Annotated in this window: 19 protein-coding genes; 8 read left to right on the forward strand and 11 right to left on the reverse strand. The window is 62.8% G+C overall.

Features of this window, described 5'->3' with window-relative positions:
- Positions 1-3 precede the first annotated feature (3 nt).
- The 6 genes from LPA37_RS03940 to LPA37_RS03965 form a co-directional block, all read right to left on the reverse strand.
- Entirely contained in the window at positions 4-759 is a 756-nt protein-coding gene (locus tag LPA37_RS03940) for a FadR/GntR family transcriptional regulator (protein WP_229011746.1), read from the reverse strand.
- Positions 760-889: 130 nt separating this feature from the next.
- Complete coding sequence (gene iaaH / locus LPA37_RS03945) at positions 890-2344, reverse strand: indoleacetamide hydrolase (protein ID WP_229011636.1); 1455 nt, start codon at positions 2342-2344, stop codon at positions 890-892.
- A 64-nt stretch (positions 2345-2408) separates the two neighbouring features.
- Complete coding sequence (locus LPA37_RS03950; protein WP_229011638.1) at positions 2409-3302, reverse strand: ferritin-like domain-containing protein; 894 nt, start codon at positions 3300-3302, stop codon at positions 2409-2411.
- Between the two features lie 105 nt (positions 3303-3407).
- Positions 3408-3623, reverse strand: a complete 216-nt coding sequence (locus tag LPA37_RS03955; protein WP_228981635.1) for a transcriptional regulator — start codon at positions 3621-3623, stop codon at positions 3408-3410.
- A gap of 358 nt (positions 3624-3981) precedes the next feature.
- Positions 3982-4665, reverse strand: coding sequence for an NADPH-dependent FMN reductase (locus tag LPA37_RS03960; RefSeq protein ID WP_228981634.1), 684 nt, complete (start codon positions 4663-4665; stop codon positions 3982-3984).
- A gap of 364 nt (positions 4666-5029) precedes the next feature.
- Positions 5030-5431, reverse strand: coding sequence for a DUF3224 domain-containing protein (locus LPA37_RS03965; protein ID WP_229011640.1), 402 nt, complete (start codon positions 5429-5431; stop codon positions 5030-5032).
- 331 nt (positions 5432-5762) lie between these two features.
- Here LPA37_RS03965 and LPA37_RS03970 point away from each other — a divergent pair, with 331 nt between their 5' ends.
- The 5 genes from LPA37_RS03970 to LPA37_RS03990 all read left to right on the forward strand — a co-directional run bounded on the left by LPA37_RS03970 (position 5763) and on the right by LPA37_RS03990 (position 12094).
- Positions 5763-5930, forward strand: coding sequence for a recombinase family protein (locus LPA37_RS03970; RefSeq protein ID WP_456093785.1), 168 nt, complete (start codon positions 5763-5765; stop codon positions 5928-5930).
- A gap of 60 nt (positions 5931-5990) precedes the next feature.
- Positions 5991-8924: an autotransporter family protein gene (locus LPA37_RS03975; RefSeq protein ID WP_229011642.1), complete on the forward strand. Its 2934-nt coding sequence runs from the start codon at positions 5991-5993 to the stop codon at positions 8922-8924.
- Positions 8925-9096: 172 nt separating this feature from the next.
- Positions 9097-9579, forward strand: coding sequence for a hypothetical protein (locus tag LPA37_RS03980; protein WP_229011644.1), 483 nt, complete (start codon positions 9097-9099; stop codon positions 9577-9579).
- 155 nt (positions 9580-9734) lie between these two features.
- A complete protein-coding gene (locus LPA37_RS03985) occupies positions 9735-10073 on the forward strand; it encodes a hypothetical protein (RefSeq protein WP_228981623.1) in 339 nt (112 codons plus the stop codon).
- A 608-nt stretch (positions 10074-10681) separates the two neighbouring features.
- Positions 10682-12094 carry an MFS transporter gene (locus LPA37_RS03990; protein WP_229011646.1) on the forward strand — a complete coding sequence of 471 codons (1413 nt, stop codon included), beginning with the start codon at positions 10682-10684 and terminating at the stop codon, positions 12092-12094.
- Here LPA37_RS03990 and LPA37_RS03995 read toward each other — a convergent pair.
- The 4 genes from LPA37_RS03995 to LPA37_RS04010 all read right to left on the reverse strand — a co-directional run bounded on the left by LPA37_RS03995 (position 12086) and on the right by LPA37_RS04010 (position 17171).
- Positions 12086-12559, reverse strand: coding sequence for a hypothetical protein (locus LPA37_RS03995; RefSeq protein ID WP_229011648.1), 474 nt, complete (start codon positions 12557-12559; stop codon positions 12086-12088). The genes LPA37_RS03990 and LPA37_RS03995 overlap by 9 nt on opposite strands.
- 647 nt (positions 12560-13206) lie before the next feature.
- Entirely contained in the window at positions 13207-14562 is a 1356-nt protein-coding gene (gudD, locus tag LPA37_RS04000; RefSeq protein WP_229011650.1) for a glucarate dehydratase, read from the reverse strand.
- A gap of 78 nt (positions 14563-14640) precedes the next feature.
- The gene (locus LPA37_RS04005; RefSeq protein ID WP_407672480.1) at positions 14641-15885 is read right to left on the reverse strand and encodes an MFS transporter; all 1245 of its coding nucleotides are present in this window, start codon (positions 15883-15885) and stop codon (positions 14641-14643) included.
- A gap of 533 nt (positions 15886-16418) precedes the next feature.
- On the reverse strand, positions 16419-17171 hold the full coding sequence (locus LPA37_RS04010; protein WP_228981613.1) for a FadR/GntR family transcriptional regulator: 753 nt from the start codon (positions 17169-17171) through the stop codon (positions 16419-16421).
- Positions 17172-17440: 269 nt separating this feature from the next.
- Here LPA37_RS04010 and LPA37_RS04015 point away from each other — a divergent pair, with 269 nt between their 5' ends.
- Positions 17441-18148, forward strand: a complete 708-nt coding sequence (locus tag LPA37_RS04015) for a FadR/GntR family transcriptional regulator (protein WP_228981611.1) — start codon at positions 17441-17443, stop codon at positions 18146-18148.
- 157 nt (positions 18149-18305) lie between these two features.
- On the opposite strand, the gene LPA37_RS04020 is transcribed toward LPA37_RS04015, so the two are convergent.
- Positions 18306-19343, reverse strand: coding sequence for a GSU2403 family nucleotidyltransferase fold protein (locus LPA37_RS04020; protein WP_229011656.1), 1038 nt, complete (start codon positions 19341-19343; stop codon positions 18306-18308).
- 292 nt (positions 19344-19635) lie between these two features.
- Here LPA37_RS04020 and LPA37_RS04025 point away from each other — a divergent pair, with 292 nt between their 5' ends.
- Positions 19636-20388 (forward strand): SDR family NAD(P)-dependent oxidoreductase, encoded by a 753-nt coding sequence (locus LPA37_RS04025; protein ID WP_228981607.1) that lies wholly within the window; start codon positions 19636-19638, stop codon positions 20386-20388.
- A gap of 84 nt (positions 20389-20472) precedes the next feature.
- The gene (locus tag LPA37_RS04030; RefSeq protein WP_228981605.1) at positions 20473-21795 is read left to right on the forward strand and encodes an MFS transporter; all 1323 of its coding nucleotides are present in this window, start codon (positions 20473-20475) and stop codon (positions 21793-21795) included.
- Positions 21796-21829 lie beyond the last annotated feature (34 nt).

A 21829-nucleotide genomic window follows, 5' to 3' on the forward strand; every position in this document is an offset into this window, starting at 1 on the left:
CCGTTATGTTGGGTGATCTCGCGTGAGCTGACGTGGCTGCGCCGCGTGTCGTTCGTAAAGTGCCCGCACGTACGTCAGATGCTGCTCGGCCGCGCTGCGCGCCTTGTGCGCGTCGCGTGCCACGATCGCATCGTAGATGGCCTGGTGCTGCTCGAGGAGCTGCCGTTCCATCGCGTCGTCGTAATCGATGAGCCGGTGCGACTGACGCATCGATTCGCGGATCAGCGTGTGGATGCCGTGCATCACGTGCGCCAGCGCGACGTTGTGCGTCGAATCGGCAATCGCGAGGTGAAACGCAGCGTCGAGATCCGCAAGATGCGTGCGGTCGGATGACAATGCGCAGGTCTTTAATGCCTCAAACGCGGTGCGGATCGCAGCGAGATCATCGGGCGTCGCGCGCTCGGTTGCGTAGACCGTTGCGATCGATTCAAGGCCTTGCCTGAGCTCCAGGATATCGGAGCGCGTACGCGTGTTTTGCAATAACAGTTCGGCGAGGGGCTTTGAAATGACCGTGGCTGTCATATCGACCACCAGGAAGCCGCCGCGACCGGTCATTTCGATGTAGCCGTCGGCTTCGAGCCGGATCAGCGCTTCGCGCAGCGAAGGGCGCGATACGCCGAGCTGCGTCGCGAGCTCGCGTTCGGCAGGCAGACGGTCGCCCGGGCGCAGCGCGCCTTCCGCGATCAACGCCTTGATCTGCTCCGACACGACATCGGAAAGGCGCTTGCGGGTGAACGTCGGGATCGGGCGAAATTGCATGGTTTCGGTGGACATGGCGGCAGGCGGCGACGCGACCCGCTTCGCGAGGTTGACGCGAGGCAGGACCACAGTCGCCGGAACGCAGCGATTATAGCGTCCGCATGCGCGCGCTCCGGCACACGCAGGGCGGTTACAGGGCTGGAGCCGCGAGCGAACCCAATATCTGTTCGAACGCGATGCCGATCGCAAGCAGGCGCCGGTCGCTGCCAGTCGGGCCGTCCAGTTCGATGCCAACAGGGCGCCCGTCCTGCGTCATGCCCGCGGGCAACGAAAGGCCCGGAATGCCCGCATTGCTGGCCGGGTCGGTATTGCGCAGGAACGCTGCCATTTCATCGAGCGTCTCGCCGTCGTCGATCGTCACCGTGGACGAGCCGTTCATCTCGTCAATGGGCACGGCGGCGAGGATCGTGGTGGGGAAAAGCAGCGCGTCGATCCGGTGCGTGTTGAAAGTTGCGTCATATAGCTGCTGAAGCTGCGGGCGCCACGTGTGCATCGCCGCGTCGTATTGACTGGCGAACACGTCGGCGATGATCGCGTCGTACGCGCTGCGCACGTCCGGGCACGCAATGCGCGCGGCGATATCCACCACGGTTTTCACGGGCGCATTGTTGGCGACGAGCCACGCAGGGACATCGTCGACGGGTTCGTGCAGCGCCACGGGCGAGCTGACCTTGTCGTTCAACTCGATCAGCCCGGGCATGTCGAGCTCGACGAAGACCACGCCCGCTGCCGCGAGGCGCGCCACGGCAGCGCGCGCGACGCTTTCGAGCGCGCGTTCCAGGCCTTCCCAGAGCGGCGCGGGCAAGCCGATGCGCAGGCCCGCAAGCGAAACGGCGGGCAGCGTGGTATCGCCCGCGATGACGCCGTCGAGCAGCGCAATATCGGCGACGGTGCGCGCCATCGGACCGACCGTGTCGCGCGTGCGGCTGATCGGCACGACGGCGTGCGGGTCGTGATAGCGGCGCGCGCGGCCGCCGTTACCCACCGAAGGACGAAAGCCCGCGGTGCCGGTCAGCGCGGCGGGAATACGCGTTGAGCCGCCGGTGTCGGTACCGAGACCGGCGGGCGCGATGCGGGCAGCGATAGCGGCTGCGGTGCCGCCCGAAGAGCCGCCGGGAATCAGCGATGGATCGTACGGATTGCGCACCGGTCCGGCGTGCGAAGCCAGATTCGTGCTGGTGATGCCGAACGCCAGTTCGTGCATGTTGGCCTTGCCGAGCACGATCGCGCCGGCATCGACAAGCCGCTGCACGGAGGGCGCGTTGGAAGACGGAACGAAATTCTCGAGCGCCGGCGTCGCCGCCGATGTCTGCAGTCCCACCGTGTTGATGTTGTCCTTGACGACGACCGGCAGGCCGGCAAGCGGCAGCCGCGTTTTTTCCGCGGTGGACAGCGCGTCGATGCGTTTTGCCGCGTCGAGCGCGCCTTCCATGTTGAGCGCCGTGAGCGCGTTCAACGTCGACAGTGCAGCCGCGCGCGCCAGCAACGTCGCGACATAATCGGTGGCGGCGAGGCGCCCCTGCTGGATGGCGACGACGGCCTGCGTGGCTGTCAGCGCGAGTTGTTCATCGACCGTCCATGTCATGCTGTCTCCAGAGTTGTGGCGGCGTTCGCCGCTTGCCGCGACAGGCGGCGGCCATCCTGCATCGCTACTTCAGGAAGCGCAACGCGAAGCGCGCGAGGCGCGGCACGACGGCTGGCCGGACAAGTCGCGCGTCGTAGCCGGCCATGCGACGTTCGTTTTCGGCGAGACACAGCTCGACGAGTTCGCGCGCGGTCAGTTTTTTACCAAGCGTGCCACCGTTAGACGCGAGGAAATTCGAATCGTGCGCCACGCCGTTCGCGTCGATACCCTTCGCAATCGCGACGCGATCCCACACGAGCCTGAACCAGATCGCCCCCACGCGCAGCGAATGCCATGGCCTGCGCCACCACGGCATCCTACGCCGGTACCACGTCACCCAGTTCATGAAGAAGAGAATATGCCGGGCTTCTTCCTGAATCACCGGTTCGAACGTTTCGACGAGCGCCTCGGGGAAATAGCCGGATTGCTGCGCCGAGCGGAACAGGCCAAATGCGAAGAAGCTGTCGATGCACTCGCTGTAGCCGGTGAACATCCATGCCCATTCGGCGTCGCGCGGAGCGGGGTAGTCGGGTTCGGGCGCGAGTTCGATGCCATAGGCCTCGACCAGCTTCGACAGCACGACCTTGTGACGGGCTTCCTCGGCGGCGTCCATTTCGATCGCCTCGCGCAGCAGCGGATCGCCCAGCTGCGCGGCGTACGTGGCGACGCGGATCGACGCACGGCCTTCGGTCTGTACGGCGATATTCCAGATGGGAAGCGAGGTCAGGCGCTGCAGCGCGTCGGGCGGAAGTGGCGGCCAGTCGAGAACCGCGGGCCGGTAGGGATTGTGTGTCTCCAGCAGCATGCGGCAGAACATCTGTTTGTGTGCATCGGAGCCGATCTTGACGCGCGTCGGGTCAAGGAAGGTCCAGTGGCGCAGGGCGCGATCTTCGGGAGCATGCGTCAGAGTATCGGACATGGCAGCGAGACAGGCAGGCGGAGATGTCGCTTATTCTGTCACAACCCTTGAAAACACGGCGTCGAAGCGGCCGACGCCGGCTGGCTCGCTCATCCCGGGCAACCTCTACCGGTGACTGTCGATCCACAGTCGTCCCCACCGGAACGCGTAGGCCAGTGCATGTTCTTCGTCGAAAAAGTAATCGAGGGCATCGAACGAATACGCGTGGCTCTGCGTCGCGGTGGCTTTCTCGATGGTGAGATTGGCGGCGAAGAGGCCGTTGGGCAGGCGCTGTGCTGCCGTGGCGACCTCGTAGCCCTTGTAGTGAATAAGTCGGTTCATGGTCGTGCCGATGATCGCGCCCGCTTGCGTTTTCGGTTCACGCGAAGTGCGACGATCGGTCAATGAGCGGGCAGGGACAAGCGTAGGCCGTGCCGCGTAGCGAATGAACCAATCTTTCGTCGCAAGCAAATCAGGGGTGGCCTCGAACGGTCATCGGTGATCCGGATGTGGCGGTGTCGTATGCGCGTGGTCACACTATCCGGCGTTCACGCGCTTCCCGTATGTTGCGTGGCATACGCACGGTCTGCCCGGCCGTGCGCGCTGTGTGCGGTGGCGCACGCTGCGTGAGGTGGCGGAATTGAGCGATGTGGATGGACGCGCCGATACCGGCCCACCCCTGCGCAAAAGCCTGCGCCGGTCAGCTCGCCAGCGACAGCACGTTCGCCGCGCGCGATGGCCGGGGTGCGGCGCTCTCCTGTTCCGCGAGTGCGGCGAGCGACGCTGGCGCCGTCGATCGTCCCGCGCCGAACGCCAGCGCGAACGTGGCAGCTTGCTGCCCCACGGTCGCGAGCTGCCCGGCAGCCTTCGGATCGGAGCATGTGTCTTCCGTCTCGAAGCGGGTTTCGAGCGTATTGATGCCGGCACCGAGCGGCGTCGGCCAGCCGCGCAACGCGTGGACGATCGAGCGCAGCGAACCCAGCACCGAGCCCGTCGCCTGCCAGCCGTAAGCCGTGACGATGCAGCCGACCGCGCGGCCGTCGAGGTAGGGACGCTCGTCGGCGCGCAGCGCTTCGAGCGTATCGAGTGCATTCTTGACGAGCCCGGAGACGCCGCCGTGATAGCCCGGCGTCGCGATGATGACGGCGTCGGCTTCGCGCACGGCTTCGATCAGTTCGCGCTGCGCTTCGGTGAGCGACGCGCTTTCAGGCGCGTAATGCGGCAGGCTGTGCAAAAACGCACCGCCGAACAGATGCGTGCGTGCGCCGGCGCTTTCAGCGCCATTCAGCGCGATGCGCAGCGCGCGTTCGGTCGACGAGCCGTCGCGCGTCGTGCCGCCGATACCCACGACGAGCGGCGGGCGGATGTGATTGAAACGGGGCAATGCGATGCTCCTTGCGTTGCGGCCACGGGCGCTGCACGGCGGGCTGCGTGTGCAGGCCGGGCAAGCCGGACTGATCCGCCATGTTAGCGACTCGAAGCGCTATCGCGAACGTGCTTTTTGTTCTAACGATATACGCGCAAGCGAGGGGTGTTTTCTGCAGTCATGCTGTATGGTGCCGCGCGATATGGTTATATGAAACCGTTCGTTGGCGAGTCTTCCACGCGAAGGTACGATGATTTCGTCTCCTCTATGACATCTCCTTTGACATGAGATTTGCCCCGGCACCGCCTGCGATGCCGGGGTATTTTTTTGGCCAGGCCACGGGACAGCAACTGGAAGCAGGAAGCGAGCGGACGGACTGTTTTCAGTTGCCGGGCAGGCGATAAGCAAACTCATAGAAGTGCGCGCCCTCTACGATATTGATCTTGAACTCGCCCTCGATGCCGTTCAGTTCTCCGGTTCCGGAGTCTGGAACGACAGTCACGGACAGAGAGGGCGCGCCGCGCTTCATGGTGCCAGTGTGCTGCAGCATGAACGAGCCGTGTTTTCCTGCCAGTACCCCTGTGACTTTCTCTACGGCAACGTATCCGGCCGAACCTTTAACGCTTGTCATCGCGCTCAGCATTTGTCCCTTCGTCGTGGCTACGAGATCACCGGAGATCTGCTTGTCGATAGACATGCGCCCAAGCTGCTGATCGGAGTCCCCATTTTCGAACGACATGGGTTGGAGTGAAACGACGAATGCGCCTTTTGCGAATTGGGTCATAAGAATTCCAGTGCTGAAGAGCCAACAGTGGCGAATGGAAAGACGAAGGTGAAAGCGATTGTCGATGAAGCGGACAGTGGCAAAACGGCTTTGCTATTCGAATCCGGACCGGGGGTAGCGCGAGTAATCGATCAGGCCACGCCAGCAGGCTTTACATCCAGAACTGCCGGCCAATAGTTCATCCATGAAGCGGTCGTTTGATGGATGCCAGATCAACCGGGAACCCGATATCACGGGGCGCATTGCAAAATGTGCAAAATGCATCCAGCAACAGCTTCCATCTTTCAATGTCCGACTATACTGGATTTGCCCCGGAGAAACGGGGGCTCGTATGCTGACTGGGTACGCCCGTATCTCGACCGACGACCAGCATCCCGGTCTGCAACGCGACTCGTTGGCAAACGCCGGGTGCGAGCGTGTGTTCGAGGACACGGCGAGCGGAGCATCGACACCGCGTCGATTGCAGGTTCATGCGATTTCGATTTCAGGTCGCGGGTAGCCGCTGGCTGAAGCAGTGCACACAGCAGGACTGGTTTGCATGCCCTGGAGGGAGGAGCGCATGTATCGTACACGTCCGACGTTTGTACCGACCCGGCTGCTGAACGCCGTCACGCTCGCATTCGTGACATCCGCGCTCGTCCCTTTTACGCCCGCGCTGGCAGCCTGCAACATGACATCGCCGGCCAGCGGACAGACGGCGACCTGCGACACGAGCGCGCCGAATCCCGCGAACACGCCTGTTTCCGCGCTGCCTGGCAGCACGAACGTCACCGTGAACGTGTTGCCCGACGCTGAACTCGACGTGTCAGGCGCCACGGGCATTGCCGTATCCGACCAGAGCAGCGTGACGAATCTCGGCACGCTGCGCATAACAGGCGATACTTTCAATGGCATGGCGTCTCAGGGAAGCGGCGCCGGCCAGAACACGCTGATCAATCGCGGACTGATCGTCGTGGGCGGGAACAGTGCTTCCGGACTCTTCAACAGCGCTCCGGCGGCCACGATGCTCAACGACACGGCCGGCGTCATCCAGACAGGCGGCACGAATGCCTACGCGATGTCCGATGTCGCGAGTGCGGGCGGCAGTGCGCTGACGAACGACGGCAAGCTTGTCACCACCGGCGCGGGTGCCGCCGGCATGGCGACGTTCGCGATCAACGACACGCTCATCAACAACGGCGCCATCACGACCGCCGGCGACAGCGCGTACGGCATGCTTGCCCGAGCCGGTACCGCGCCGGGCAACAACGTGATCACGAACAACGGCACGATCACGACGACCGGCACGGACGCGCACGGCATCATTTCGCAGGACCCGACCCCTGGCGCCATCACGAACACCGGTTCGATCACCGCGCAAGGGCCGGGCGCGCTTGGCGCGTTCATCGCGGGCAAGGTGACGTTCAATAACGTCGGGGGCGCGAGCATCGTGAGCGAGCAGGCCAACGGCGTCGACGGAAACGGCGGCGGCACGTATAACAACGCCGGTACGATCTCCGCGCGAAACGTCACGCTTTCGTTCGCCGACGTCGATGCGACGGTCAACAACAGCGGCACGCTGACGTCCGCCACGACCGAAGCGATCGCGTCGAACGGGCCGATCAATCTCGTGATCAACAATACCGGCAACATCGTGGGCGGCGGCGGTCGGGCTATCTTCACGGATGTCGGTAACGATACGTTCAACTGGAGCGCGGGCACGATCCAGGGCTTTGTGCGGATGGATGCCGGCGACGACGTGGCGACACTGACGTCGCTAACCGATACCAACCTGGCCGGCGTGCCTTCATTCGATGGCGGTCCCGGCAACGACGTCGTGACGTTCGACCACACGCAGGCGGGTGGCTTGAGCCGCTTTATCAACTGGGAGACGGTCAACGTCACGAACGGCAGCCAGCTCACGCTCGACAGCAGCGGGCTGACGCTCGGCGACAGCGGTACCCAGACAGGCACGCTCAACATCGATGCGACGAGCACGCTGTACGCCGGTGGTCTGGGCGATCCTTCGATCATGCCGGCGGTCGCGGGACGCCTTGTCAACGTCAACAACGCGGGCACGATCGATCTCACGAACGGCGGCACGAGTACGACCGACGCGCTAGTGGTGAACGGCAACTACACCGGCAGCAACGGCCGTTTGTTACTGCAGGTGGTGCTGGGCGCGGACGGTTCGCCTGCCGACCGGCTCGTGATCGCACAGGGCACCGGCTCGGGCAATACGGCGCTCGGTGTGACGAATTCCGGCGGCGCGGGAGGCCTGACCGTCACGGACGGCATCATGGTGGTTCAGACGACGAACGGCGCGACGACGACCGCAAATGCGTTCACGTTACCAAAGCCGCTGGTCGCGGGCGCATACGTGTACTACCTGTTCAAGGGCGGCGTGAGCGCCGGGACTGCGGACAACTGGTATCTGCGTTCGAGTCTCCCCCCGGCGCCCGTTACGTCGCCTACGTCGACGTCAATGTCAGCGCCTCAGGCCAGCGAGGGCACGCCACCGTTGCCGGCGCCGCCGCCGGCCGGGTCCGCGCCGACGCCGCTTTACCGGATGGAGGTACCCGTCTACGCCGAGGTGCCGGCATTGACGCGCGAACTCGGCGTGGCGCAGATCGGCACGTTCCACGACCGGCAGGGCGAGCAGTCGTTGCTGGGCGAAACCGGTGCGCTGCCGGCCGCGTGGGCGCGCGTATGGGGTGAACACGCGACGCAGCGAAATGGCGGCGGGGTCGACCCGGAGTTCAGCGGCGCGATGGGCGGCGTGCAGGTCGGACACGACGTGTATGCCGATCGCACTGCGAGTGGCCATCGCAACCACTACGGCTTTTTCGTGGGCGCGGCGCGCGCCGAAGGCGATGTAAGCGGCCTCGCGCTCGGGTTTCCCGATCTGGCCGCCGGGCATCTTGCGATCAACGCGTACAGCATCGGCGGCTACTGGACGCACATCGGTCCTGGCGGCTGGTACACGGACGCCATCCTGATGGGCAGCACGCTCACGATCGATCCGTCGTCGAATCAGGGCATCGGCGCGACGACGCACGGTCATACGGTCGGCGCATCGCTCGAAGGCGGCTTGCCCATTGCGCTGTCGACGATCCTGAGCATCGAGCCGCAGATGCAACTGATCTGGCAGCACACATCGATCAGCGATCTCAATGACGGTATTTCAGGCGTGTCGTTTCATGCCGCAAGCGGACTCACGGGCAGGCTTGGCGTGCGGCTTGCCGGCCGTTTCGATGCGGCAGGCACTGCGTGGCAACCGTATCTGCGTGTGAACCTGTGGCATGACTTCGGTGGCACGGATAACGCGACGTTCGCCGGCGCCACGGTCATTCCGGTGAGCGTATCGGCGACGTCCGCGCAGTTTCAGCTCGGCATCGTCGCGAAGGTGAGTGTGCGCGGCAGCGTCTTTGCGAATGCGGGCTATACGACGAACGTCAACGGCGAACATCGCAGTATCGTCGCCGGCGACGTGGGCGTGCGCTGGTACTGGTGAGCGGTACGTGAAGTGCGTTTCCAGTGGCAGTCCGCCGCGATGCGCGCATCGTTGCGTGCGGATGCTACGTGCCGGGATTCAATTACACTCTACGGCGCAGCGTTTTCCGGTGGCGTTGTCCGTGCCCTGGCGATGGACTGCATGACCCCGTCACGGAGCGCCGAACCCACCGATGAGCCACGCACCGCAATCCAGCGAGCAGGACCAGGTCGTCCTGATGGACGACATTCCCCATCCCGATCACGATACCAGCGCGCCGTTCGTGCTGGCCAATGAAAGGCTGGTCGCCATTGTCTATCGCATCGCAAAGACGGACTTCGAGCGCTTCGGTCCGTTTAGCGACGATGATCCGTTTTGCGTGATCGCATTCATGTCGGCCGCGTTTCACCAGTTCGGACCGCCGCGCGATGCGGATCTGCCCGCTCACTTTCTTGCTTCAAAAGGCTTGCGCGGATATAGCGCGCATGAGGTCGTGCGCTCATCGCTGGTCGCGGATTCATGGGGACCTGCGTATTCGCTTGAAGGTGGCTTGCGGCACTTCGTGCTGACGTTTGGCGATTCGACGTTCGAATGCGTAGCCGGCGATTGCACCGTCGCGGGCATTTACGGTAACGGCGATATCGCGGCGCGCGAGGCGTTCTCGCTTTGCCAGTAAGCGCGGACTGTGCCGTTCATGGCGCAGGCTTAAGTTCGTACTCAAGCCACCACGATTGCAGGGCCTTAAGAAAAACATGACGGCGTAACGACATTGTAATAATGTGCCGTTTGAATCCATCCTGAGACTTGAACAAAAAACGGGGGTTTAGGACCATGCAATATTCGAACACGGTGAACGGGGCCGGTGCCATCGCGGGGACCATTCAAGGCAATCAATCGGGCACTTCGCAGGCAGGTGCATCTGCGAACAAGCCTTCTTTCCAGGAACTGCTTGCCGAGCTGACCGATTACGTGAAGGGCACGCCGTCCCAACAAATGGAAAAGCAGATTCTGGCGAAGCTCGGGATCACGGAAAAAGACCTGAAGGCAATGACGCCGGAACAGCGCGCCAAGGTAATGGAACAGGTGCGCGAGATGGTCAAGCGGGAACTGGCGGCGCTCAAGGAAACGCAGCAAGCTAAAAAAACCGCAGGTATCGACGGCCTGGCTTAAGGGTGTACGGCCGGGGTAGACAGCACCTGGACATGCAGCGCTGCGTGAGCGCGACCATGTACGTTGCTTGAAGAGCGTCTCGTGCGCCCGCTCGCTGTACCGCTAACCGTTCAGCAACCATCTTGCATGGGACCGGCGTAACGCACCAAAGCGCGTCCCATCGCCAGAATCGCCGCTGCTGGTCCAGCCCTGGTCAGTCCGATCCCGCAGAGCGATTGCGCAACCGCCGTGCGAGTCGCGAGCGCATATGTGTCATGCGCGGATGCAATCGCCCGGCGCGCGCCGCAGCGTCGCCTGCGTGGTCTGTCCAGCCAGCGCGAATCCCAACGCTCATAACGAGACGGGCAATCGGGTTATCCCGCGTTGATCGTCAGCGAACCGCCTGCTTACAATCCCATTTTGTTCAATAAAAGAATTCGCGTTCGTAAGGCGAACAAACTCGTAAATGCGACCGGTTGAAAGTGCTGTTTCCAGCGCATCTGCCGGGAAAGCCGGTGAAGGTCTGAATAGCCGGTTCGCGGCCGGTGCGGGTATGGTCGACGCTTGCGGCCGCGCAGGATCGTAACGTGGATGGTGCCACTGCGCCGTCGACCGTCAGGGGATGAGACGTGAATCGAAACACTGCCGTCAACGTGCAGACGTTTATCAATGAGCACCCGTTCTCGGGGTTTCAGTGGCTCATTTTCTTCATGTGTTTTGTGATCGTGCTGCTGGACGGTTTCGATACCGCGGCGATCGGTTTTATCGCGCCTTCGCTGATCACGGAGTGGAACGTCAGCAAGCCTGCGCTCGCACCGGTATTGAGCGCCGCGCTGTTCGGCCTCGCATGCGGCGCGCTCGTATCAGGGCCGCTTTCCGACCGGCTGGGGCGGCGTCTGTTGTTGATCGGCTCGGTCATGCTCTTTGGCGTGGCGTGCCTCGGTTCGGCTTTCTCGACGACCATCGAACACCTGACTGCCCTGCGCTTCGTGACCGGGATCGGTCTTGGCGCCGCGATGCCCAACGCCGTCACGATGATGGGCGAATTCTGCCCGGACCGCCGGCGTGCGACGGTCATCAACCTGATGTTCTGCGGCTTTCCGCTAGGCGCGGCATGTGGCGGCTTTCTTGCTGCGTGGCTGATTCCGCATTTCGGATGGCGCGCCGTGCTGATGCTCGGCGGCATCACGCCTTTGCTGCTCGTGCTGGCGTTGCTGCTCAAATTGCCGGAGTCCGTGCGTTACATGGTCGCGAAGAACCATCCCGCCGAAAAGATCCGCGCGGTGCTGGCGCGTATTTCCAGTGCGGCGGCACAGGCCGGATCGTTTGTGATGACCGAGCAGGCACCGCAGGTGGCGGGGAAGAGCGGCGCGGGGCTCGTGCTGTCGCGTTCCTATATCGTCGGCACGGTGATGCTGTGGCTTACGTATTTCATGGGCCTCGTGATTTTCTACGCGTCGATCAACTGGATGCCGATCCTGTTGAAAGAAGCCGGCCTGGACCCGCAGCGCGCGACGCTGATTTCCGCACTGTTCCCGCTCGGTGGCGTGGGCGCGGTGGTGTGCGGCGTGTTGATGGATCGTTTCAACGCGAACCGGATCATCGCCGTGTGCTACGCACTGACGGCGGTGAGCGTCTACTGTATCGGGCAGGCGGTGGGCAACGTCGGTTTGCTGGTGCTGACGGTGTTCATGGCGGGCGTATTGATGAACACCGCGCAATCGTCGATGCCCGCGCTGGCTGCCGCGTTTTATCCGACTGAGGGTCGCGGCACCGGCGTCGCGTGGATGCTTGGCATAGGCCGCTTTGGCGGCATCGCAGGGTCCTTCCTCGTTGCGGAGCTGGCCCGTCGGCATTTCTCGTTCGCGGGCATTTTCGCCATGATCGCGCTGGCTGGCGTGATTGCATGCGTCGCGTTGCTGATCAAGCAGACGTCACGCCCCGAGCTGGCCGTGCCGGCACCGCTGGAAGCCGGCACGCCCGGCCACCAGGCGCAACCAGGCCGGAGAGCGCGCAGAGGGCGGAGCACGTCGTTACGATGACGTTTCCGCGAGCGCGGGGAGACGTCCGGCCGTGAGCAACCCTTCGATCATCTTCGCTTCCGCCATCGCAATGCTTTCGAGCGACGCGGCCGCCAGCTGGCGCGCAAAGACGTCCAGCGCGAAACACAGCCACGCGTAGTCGATATCGCTCATCGCCCAGATGCCGTTTTCGTGCGCCGCGGTATCGATCTGCATCATCGCAGCGTGCGCTTCCTGGATCGCCATGCGGTCGTCGCTTTCGTAACCGAGGCGGCAAAGCTCCTCAGCGACCAGCAACTGCCGGCCGAGCGTCGTGAACAGTTCACGCGAGCCATGACCACGGCGGAATGCGTCGAGACCGGCGTAGCACTGCAGCAGCATGGCCTGTGTCACAGGCTCGTGTGCGGCCCGGCTAAACGTGAGCGCGCGCAGCAGCGGCGACATGGCCGGCTGGGTGTATTTGCGGATGTGCGATTTTCCAGACATGATGGTTTGAACCTTCTTCGGTAATGCAGGGCCCCGGCCGTACGCGTTGAAAATGGAACCGGGGGCCTCGGACCAGAGTCCGTGCAGGCATGATGATCGCCGACAATTAAGGCAGGCTTAAAGCATATAGCGCGCGGATGCGTCCACTGTGCATGCCGCCCGAAGACGAAAAAAAGCCCCGTCCCACACGGGAACGGGGCATGACAGGATGGAAAGTCTCGCGAACTCGTGGAAGCCCGCCGACGTATCGCCATCGCATACAACGTGGTTGTTACTACCTTGACTGCCTGTTACCGGCATCCGGTCCTTCTTTTGTTGTCTGCAGCAAACCCCAGATACTTTTTTGAATGTGCTTCATCCACGAACTGCAAGTGCTGCTACGTCTGCAACCACTACGTGAAAAAACGGTCAACGGTACGGTTCAACGCAACGCGGAGGGGACCGCGTCGATGGCGCGGTGATTCGCTCCATGAAAACAAGTGTAGGTGCGCGGACATCCATTCAATCCGGCGAAACGAAGCGGATTTCGCGGGCAATTTGATGAATTGCCGGACATCGCGCGAGGCGTGGCCCGGCAGTTCTTCCGTGCGTACCGGCTTCTGGCGGCGGGTGATCCGAACCGTTGGCGGGACCCGCTGCCAGGACCGTCAGCCCCCGCGCACGAGGCACGGCCGTTTGTTGTCGAACTTCCAGTTCGGAATCAGATATTGCATGGCGACACCGTCATCGCGGGCGCCGAGGCCATGCTCTTGATACAGCGCGTGGGCTTTCCCGAGTGCGTCCATATCGAGTTCGACACCGAGGCCCGCCTTTTCCGGCACCTTCACCTTGCCGCCGACGATCTGTAGCGGCTCGCGTGTCAGAAACTGCCCGTCCTGCCAGATCCAGTGCGTGTCGATGGCGGTGATCTTGCCGGGCGCGGCAGCCGCGACCTGGGTGAACATCGCGAGCGAAATGTCGAAGTGATTGTTCGAATGCGAACCCCAGGTCAGGCCCCATTCGTTGCACATCTGCGCGACACGTACCGAGCCCTGCATGGTCCAGAAGTGCGGATCGGCGAGCGGAATGTCGACGGATTGCAGCTGGATCGCGTGACCCATCTGGCGCCAGTCCGTGGCAATCATGTTGGTGGCGGTCGGCAGACCGGTTGCGCGACGGAATTCAGCCATCACTTCGCGGCCCGAGTAGCCGTTCTCCGCGCCGCACGGATCTTCTGCATACGCGAGCACGTCGTGCTGGTCGCGGCAAAGACGGATCGCTTCCGCCAGCGACCACGCGCCATTCGGATCGAGCGTCACGCGGGCGTTCGGAAAGCGCTCCGCCAGAGCGGTCACCGCTTCGATTTCGGCGTCGCCGGCAAGCACGCCGCCTTTCAGCTTGAAGTCGTTAAAGCCATAGCGCGCCTGCGCGGCTTCGGCCAGACGCACCACGGCTTCGGGCGTCATGGCTTCCTCGGTGCGCGCGCGCTCCCAGTCGTCGCGGCCTTCCGCGCCGCCTGCATACGGCAGGTCGGTTTTGTTGCGGTCGCCGATATAGAACAGATATCCGAGCATTTCGACTTCGTCGCGTTGCTGGCCTTCGCCCAGCAGTGCGGCGACGGGCACGCCCAGATGTTGCCCGAGCAGATCGAGCAGCGCGGCTTCGAGCGCCGTTACCGCGTGAATGGTCGTGCGCAGGTCGAACGTCTGCAGCCCGCGTCCGCCCGCGTCGCGATCGGCGAACTGCGTGCGCACCTTGTTGAGCACGGCCTGAAGATTGCCGATCGACTGGCCGACGACCAGCCCGCGTGCATCGTCGATGGTCTTGCGGATGCTCTCGCCGCCGGGCACCTCACCCACGCCGGTATTGCCGGCGCTGTCGCGCAGGATGACCACGTTACGCGTGAAGAACGGGCCGTGCGCGCCGCTCAGGTTCAGCAACATGCTGTCGCGGCCGGCGACGGGCACGACGCGCAGTTCGGTGACCTTCGGCGTGGCGTTCGATTGCAGGGTAGGAGTGGACATGAGCATTGAACCTTGTATGTTTGAGAAGCCGGCTGGCGGGAGTCGGGTTGCTGTGGGTTGAACATCCGCCCCGGGCGGTCAGTGAGCCTTGCTGTGGACGGCCTCTACCGGCGCGTCGCGATTCGCGAGACGGTTGCGGGTAAAAAAGCCGGCTGCCGCCGCGATGAGCGACGCCACGCCCAACCCGTACAGGCCACCGGAAATCGAGCCGGTGTGCTGCTGGAGGTAACCAAACGCGGCAGGTGCGAAGAACCCTCCCAGATTTCCGACAGAGTTGATGAGTGCAATCACGGCAGCCGCCACACGGGCATCGAGGTAGCCCTGGGGAATCGGCCAGAAAAGCGACGAAGCGGCCTTGAATCCGATGGCGGAAAAGCAGATGGCGACAAACGACAGGACCGGATTGCCCGACGTCGAAGCGAACAGCCCGCATGCGGCAATCACGAGCGCCGTGGCGAGCCAGGCCTGCTGAAAGCGCCATTTTGCAGAAAGTACCGCAAAACAGTACATCGCGACCATCGCGATCAGCCAGGGGATGGTGTTGAAGAGCCCCACCTGGAAATCCGAGAGGCTGCCCATCTTTCTGATGATCGTCGGAAGCCAGAAGGTGGCGGCGTAGATCGTCAGTTGAATCGCGAAGTACAGGAAGCAGAACAGCAGGATCTGCGGATCTTTCAGCAGCTTCATCGTCGGCACACGGGCGGTGCCGTGGGCGTCGCGCTCGGCCTGCTCGGCGGCGATGGACGACGCGAGAATCTTCCGTTCGTCAGCCGTGAGCCACGTGGCGTCGCCGATGCGGGACTTCAGCAGCATCCAGCTCACGCCGCACAGCAAGACCGAAAAGCCGCCTTCGATGAGAAACATCCACTGCCAGCCGTGAAGCCCGGCACCCTGGATCGAAAGCAGGGCGCCGGTGATCGGGCCGGAAAGCACGGATGCGATCGCCGACCCCGAAAGGAAAACCGCGATGGCCTTGCCGCGCTCTTTTTGCGGCAGCCATTGCGTGAAGTAGAAAACGACGCCGGGGAAGAACCCGGCCTCGGCGATGCCCAGCAGGAATCGCAGCACATAGAACGACGTATCGTTCCAGACGAACGCCATCGCGGCGGCCACGATGCCCCACGTGCCCATGATGCGCGTAAGCCAGGCGCGCGCGCCGTACTTCTGCATCAACACGTTCGACGGCACCTCGAAGAGCGCATAGCCGACGAAGAAGAGGCCACTGCCGAACCCGTAGGCAGCAGCGCCGAGGCCCAGATCCGTCTGCATGTGCGCGTTAGCAAAGCCGATGTTGACGCGGTCGATGTAGTTCGCGATAAACATCAGGAGAAAGAGCGGCAGCACATGCCGTTTGACCTTGGAGACCGCTGAGTCAAGCAGGTCGGTCGAGGTGGCGAAAGTAGATGTCAAGATGTCTCCAGTATTGGCCGGTGTGCGGGCCTGATCGGACACAGTACGGTGCAGGCGGGGTCGACGATGAGGGTCTGCAAGCCTGTGTGTTGTATGTTGTCGGACGACAGTCTACTCTTTCGGAGTGGCGTTTTCCAATGTAGTGTTTACCCGTATTTTTGGCTTTAAATGCCTGTAATACAGGATTTTACTGGATTCCGGGAAGGTGATTTCGGGGCCAGCGATGATATGTGATCTGATGACCGATGTTGAGATTTTTATCGAAGAATCCTGACATCGCGATGTCCCGGCGGGTTTTCAGGCCAGCCGTTCGGCGATTGAACCGGGAGCGGGGCCTGGCGCGGTTCATTTAGGCGGGCGCGGCGAGGGCGAGTGGAGCGACGCCGGCTCCATCCGCGCAAAAAAAAGCGGCCGGCGGCCGCTTTCCTGCTGGATTGCCGGACGCGTCAGACAAGACCTTCCGCGCTTTCTTCCGGCGTCTGGCTTGCGCGGCGCAGGCGTTCGCGGCTGCTCGACAGATGCATCCGCATCGCGGCGCGCGCGCCCTCCGGGTCGCGTCGGGTGATCGCGTCGAGAATGCTTTCGTGTTCGATGTTGACGCGTGTCATGTACGCAGCCGGATCGCTGCGCGCGATGCCCGGTGAGTCGATACGGTGACGCGGAATCAGCGCCGCGCCCATTTGCGTGAGGATGTCGACGAAATACCGGTTGCCTGTCGCGTGTGCCACCGAGACGTGGAACCGCAAATCCGCGGCCGTGCTGTCGCCGCCTGCACGGTTCGTTTCCTCGACGGCTTCGAGCGCGGCGCGGATGTTCGCGATGTCCTGCTCTTTCGCGCGCTGCGCGGCCAGGCCCGCGCATTCCGTTTCGAGGCTGATGCGCAGTTCCAGCACCGACAGGAGATCGTTCAGCGTCGTCGCGGGGACCATGTCGAGGCCGAGCGGCTGGTGACGCGGTTCCAGCACGAAGCTGCCGATGCCGTGCCGCGTCTCGATCACGGCGCTCGCCTGAAGGCGCGAAATGGCTTCGCGCACAACCGTACGGCTGACGCCGAGCAGGGACATCAAGGCGGTTTCGGTCGGCAGTTGATCGCCCGGTTTCAGGGCGTTCGACGCGACCTGTTCCCTGACGTAATTCACCACGAGGTCCGCAAGGCTGCCGCGCACGCGTTGGGGCGCCGGGGTTGGGGACGAGGCCATGGAAAGACTCCTGATAGATGCGCTGTCGTTTTCAGTATTATCTTTTGATTATACGTTGTCCGACAACGATGCCAATACGCGATTCCTGCAGGGCCGGTTTCGAAGCGTTTGCGTTGCCAACGATGGCCGAATTGCACCCGATGCATCGCCATTGCGCCGCGCTGGCGCTATGATTGTCGCTCGCCGAGACGTCGGATGACATCTCTCACCCGGACGACACCGGTGTTTCCCGTTGCCGTATTTCCCGTTGATTACCCAGCAAACCACCGATGAGCAGTCTGACTGAAAAGGTAGTGGCCACCCTCTCCGGGGAGATCCGCCGCGGGGCCCTGAGGCCCGGCGACAGGATTCCCACCGAGGTGGAAATGATGAAGCAGCTCTCCGTGAGCCGGTCCGTGGTTCGCGAGGCGATCTCGCGGCTGCAGGCGGCCAATGTGGTCGAGACACGCCACGGCATCGGCACGTTTGTATGCGAGCCGGAGAAGGAAGAGCGGATGCGCCTTCCGGTGGCGGATCTTTCGAGCATGCTCGACGTCATGGCCATCATCGAGTTCCGGATCGACGTCGAATCGGCTTCGGCTGCGCTGGCGGCGGGCCGGCGCACGGCACAGCATCTCCAGCAGATTCGCAGCGCACTTGACCGCTTCGGCGCCGAGCTCGAACGCGGCAGCACCGACGTGCTGGCGCACGACATCGAATTTCATCTGCAGATTGCGCGGGCAAGCGGGAATCGCTACTTCTTCGATGTGCTCAGCCAGCTGGGCCGCGCGGTGAGTCCGCGTACGCGGCTCGGGTCCGCGGAGATTGCCGAGCTGGATCACGTCGAGCATCTGCGTAACGTGCTGAACGAGCACGAGCAGATTTATCGCGCGATCGAACGCCAGGATGCCGACGACGCGCGTGCCGCGATGCGGATGCATCTGAGCAACAGCCGCGAACGTCTGCGTCGCGCGCATGCCGTGAGCGCGGCAGCCTGATTGTCGTGAGCGACGTTGCGCGGGCGCTAAAGTTTGCGCAGCTGCTCGCTAAAGTGTCCCTAACGCAGCAACGAGCCTGGCCGGACGAGTTCCGATTGTCTGCTACACGACATCTTTTGCATCAGCGAAGCGATCTGGTTGCGCACCGTGCGTTCGGCTACGCGTGAGTCCCTAAATCAGCCAGGAAATCCTGGGCGCGTTCCGACAAGCCAGGAGCAAGGTTCAGGGTTTGGGCGGCCGCCCTGGCAACCCGGGGGCGGGCGCGCTTCTCCAGGTCGTTGGCAGCTGTCGTCAGCCAGTCTGGAAACTTTTCTGTGAGCGCGTCAATCAGCACTGCGGCCTGCCGCCGGTCCTTGTCTGCCTTGAGTGCATGCGACGGGTCGCGAAGCGTGCTGACGACAAGCTTGTGAAGGGCAAATCTCGCGGGGTCCGGCAGCATCACCGGGACCACATGTTCCTTGCCAAGGATAAAGCCGCGCGCCGGGTTTGATACCAGATACCTGAAGTACGGAAGCCCTGTCGCGTGTGCGCGCAACTGGGGCAAGGCCTTCGTTTCGTATGCCTCGGTGCCCGGCACGAGCAAGTCCACCTTGAGGGGTTGTCCTCGAACCTTGAACGAGGTTGACGGCTTTCGTGTGTCCAGTTCTGGCACCTCGATAAAAGGAATACCGCTGTCACGCAGGATGTCGAGAAAGCTGCGGTCTTCCGGGATGGCCACCGAAATGGTCCCCGTGCTTCCGATGTCGATATCCTCGGTCCTGTAGTTCGCAGGCAGACGAACGCCGAGGCCGTTCAGTAGCGCACCAAATGCGTGAGATCCGACGAGCACTCCGCCATGGCTGAAGATGGCGGCGTTAAAGAGCGTTGCGAGCGTTAGCGTCGAAGAATTGTCGGCAGCAGCAAAGCTCGCCTTACGCAGGACCTGGACGTCGGTGGCAAGCACGCGCATCTCCGTGCTCTCGAGTAGTCTTGCCTCGAGCGCAGCGGCGGTAGCGGGCTCTCCCGCTCGACCTAGTGAGGTTTCCTTGTGCTTTCCTGACGCAAGATACACCCGCCAGTAGGTGTACGTTTTCCCATCGACGGTCTTCTGCGCAGCGGAGCCAGGAGAATGCAGCGGGATGTGAGATTGCGTGCTGGCGCGCTCGGTGACAGAGGAATACAGCGTTTGCAGTGCGTCATTGTGGAAGCTGGTCATTGCTATCAACTCCTTATACCTCATGTTTGCATGTTAAGGTATAAAAGAGATGTGTGTCAAATTTATACCTTAATATTTGATCGCGAGGGATAAATTCGCCGGGCAAGCGGGGGAGTTCGCGCGAAGCCCGAACGGATTGGTTTGCCAGGAACCAGTCGCCGGTACGTCCTTCTGCGTGTCCACCTCTCCAATCCGCTTTTGTTATCACCGCATCGAATACTCGAATTGTTGCGCTATCGGTCTGCCCTTATATTGGTGACATAAACATTCAAGCCAATTGCAGGAGACAGCAATGAACCGTATCGATCTGGACAACCGCGTCGTCGTCATCACCGGTGGGGCGCGCGGTATCGGCTACGCGGTGGCGCAGCGGGCGCTGCAGTCGGGCGCATCCGTCGCCCTCTGGGATGTCGATGCCGATCGTCTCGCGCGCAGCGAGCGCGAACTGGCCGAACACGGCAAGGTCACCTCCGAAGTCGTCGAACTGACGAGCGAAGCGTCCGTTGCACAGGCAACCGCCCGGACCATCGAGCAACACGGCGCGATCCATGTGCTGGTCAACTGCGCGGGTATCACGGGCGGCAACGGCAAAACGTGGGAGCTCGAGCCCGACGTATGGCGGCGCGTGATCGACGTGAACCTGATCGGCCCGTATCTGACCAGCCGCGCCATCGTTCCGCAGATGCTGAAGCAGGGGTACGGACGCATCGTCAACATTGCGTCGGTCGCGGGCAAGGAGGGCAATCCGAACGCGTCGCACTACAGCGCTTCGAAGGCCGGCCTCATCGGGCTCACGAAGTCGCTCGGCAAGGAACTCGCCACCAGCAATATTCTCGTCAACGCGGTCACGCCCGCTGCGGCAAAAACAGAAATCTTCGATTCGATGGCGCAGGAGCACATCGACTACATGCTCTCGAAGATTCCGATGAACCGCTTTTTGCTGCCTGAAGAAGCGGCATCGCTGATTCTCTGGTTGTCTTCCGAAGACTGCGCGTTCAGCACGGGTTCGGTGTTCGATCTGTCCGGCGGCCGCGCGACGTACTGATGCGCGTCTGAACCGGGTCGTCAGGCTGCACACCAGAAGATGCCAAACGAGCCGGCCACGAAGCTGGACGAATCAGGAGACACGATGAACACGATTTCCTCGACCGAGGCAGTCATCGGCAAGGTCATGCGGCGGCTCTTGCCGTTCCTGCTGCTGATGTACGTGCTGGCTTTCCTCGATCGCGCGAACATCGGCTTTGCACAAAAGGCGTTGCAGCACGACACGGGACTTTCCGATGCTGCGTTTGCGTTTGGTGCCGGCGTGTTCTTCGTGGGCTATGCGCTTTTTGAAGTGCCGAGCAACCTGCTCCTGCATCGCGTCGGCGCGCGCCTGTGGATGTGCCGCATCATGGTTACATGGGGCATCGTCTCCGCGTGCATGTCGATGGTGCACACGCCGTTTGCGTTCTACACGCTGCGTTTCCTGCTTGGCGTCGCCGAGGCGGGCTTCTTTCCGGGCATCATCTATTACCTCACGCACTGGTTCCCCCAATCGGCGCGTGCGCGTGCGGTTGGCGTGTTCTATTTCGGCGCACCGCTTGCGTTTATTTTCGGCAGCCCGTTGTCGGGCCTGCTGCTCGATCTGCATGGCGCGTTCGGTCTCGCGGGCTGGCAATGGCTCTTTCTGATCGAAGGCGTCCTCGCTTCGGCGGTCGGCGTGTGGGCGTTCTGGTATCTCGACAACCGGCCCGCGGAAGCCGCGTGGCTCGACGACCAGCAGCGCAGCCTGCTTGCAGCGGCACTTGATGAAGACGCTCGTGAAGCCGCCGCACATGGCCCGCGCAACGTGCTTGCCGCGCTTTGCGATCGCCGTGTGCTGGCGCTTTCGTTGATCTATCTGCTAATCCAGACCAGCGTGTACGGCGTGATTTTCTATCTGCCACAACAGGTCGCTGCGTTGCTCGGCACGAAAGTGGGGCTGCGTGTCGGGCTTGTAATGGCATTGCCCTGGCTCTGTGCGGTCGCGGTTACGTGGTATGTGCCGCGCCGCGCGGATCGCACCGGCGGGCATCGTCGCTGGGCTGTGCTGTTGCTCGTGATCGCGGGTTGCGGCATCGGTCTGTCCGGATTGCTGCATAGCCCGGTGCTTGCGCTCGTTGCATTGTGCTGCGCTGCAAGTGGCTTTATCGCCGCGCAGCCGCTTTTCTGGACCTTTCCGACACGTTATCTGACAGGCGCGGCCGCTGCGGGCGGCATCGCACTGATCAATTCGCTGGGCAGCATCGGCGGTTTTATCGCGCCGACCCTGCGCACGCAGGCCGATCTGGCGTTTCCATCGACGCAGGCAGGGCTGATCGTACTCGGTGCGGCCAGCGTGCTCGCGGCGCTTCTGATCGCGACGCTGTTTCGCCGCGGAAAAGACAGTTCGGCCTCGCTCTTTCATCACCCGGTTCATCACTCCCGCTAACGCAGGCCCGGCGCGAATCGGCGCGCCAGGCGGC

Origin of the sequence: Paraburkholderia gardini (genome assembly GCF_907164545.1) — a bacterium.
Classification (GTDB): domain Bacteria; phylum Pseudomonadota; class Gammaproteobacteria; order Burkholderiales; family Burkholderiaceae; genus Paraburkholderia; species Paraburkholderia gardini.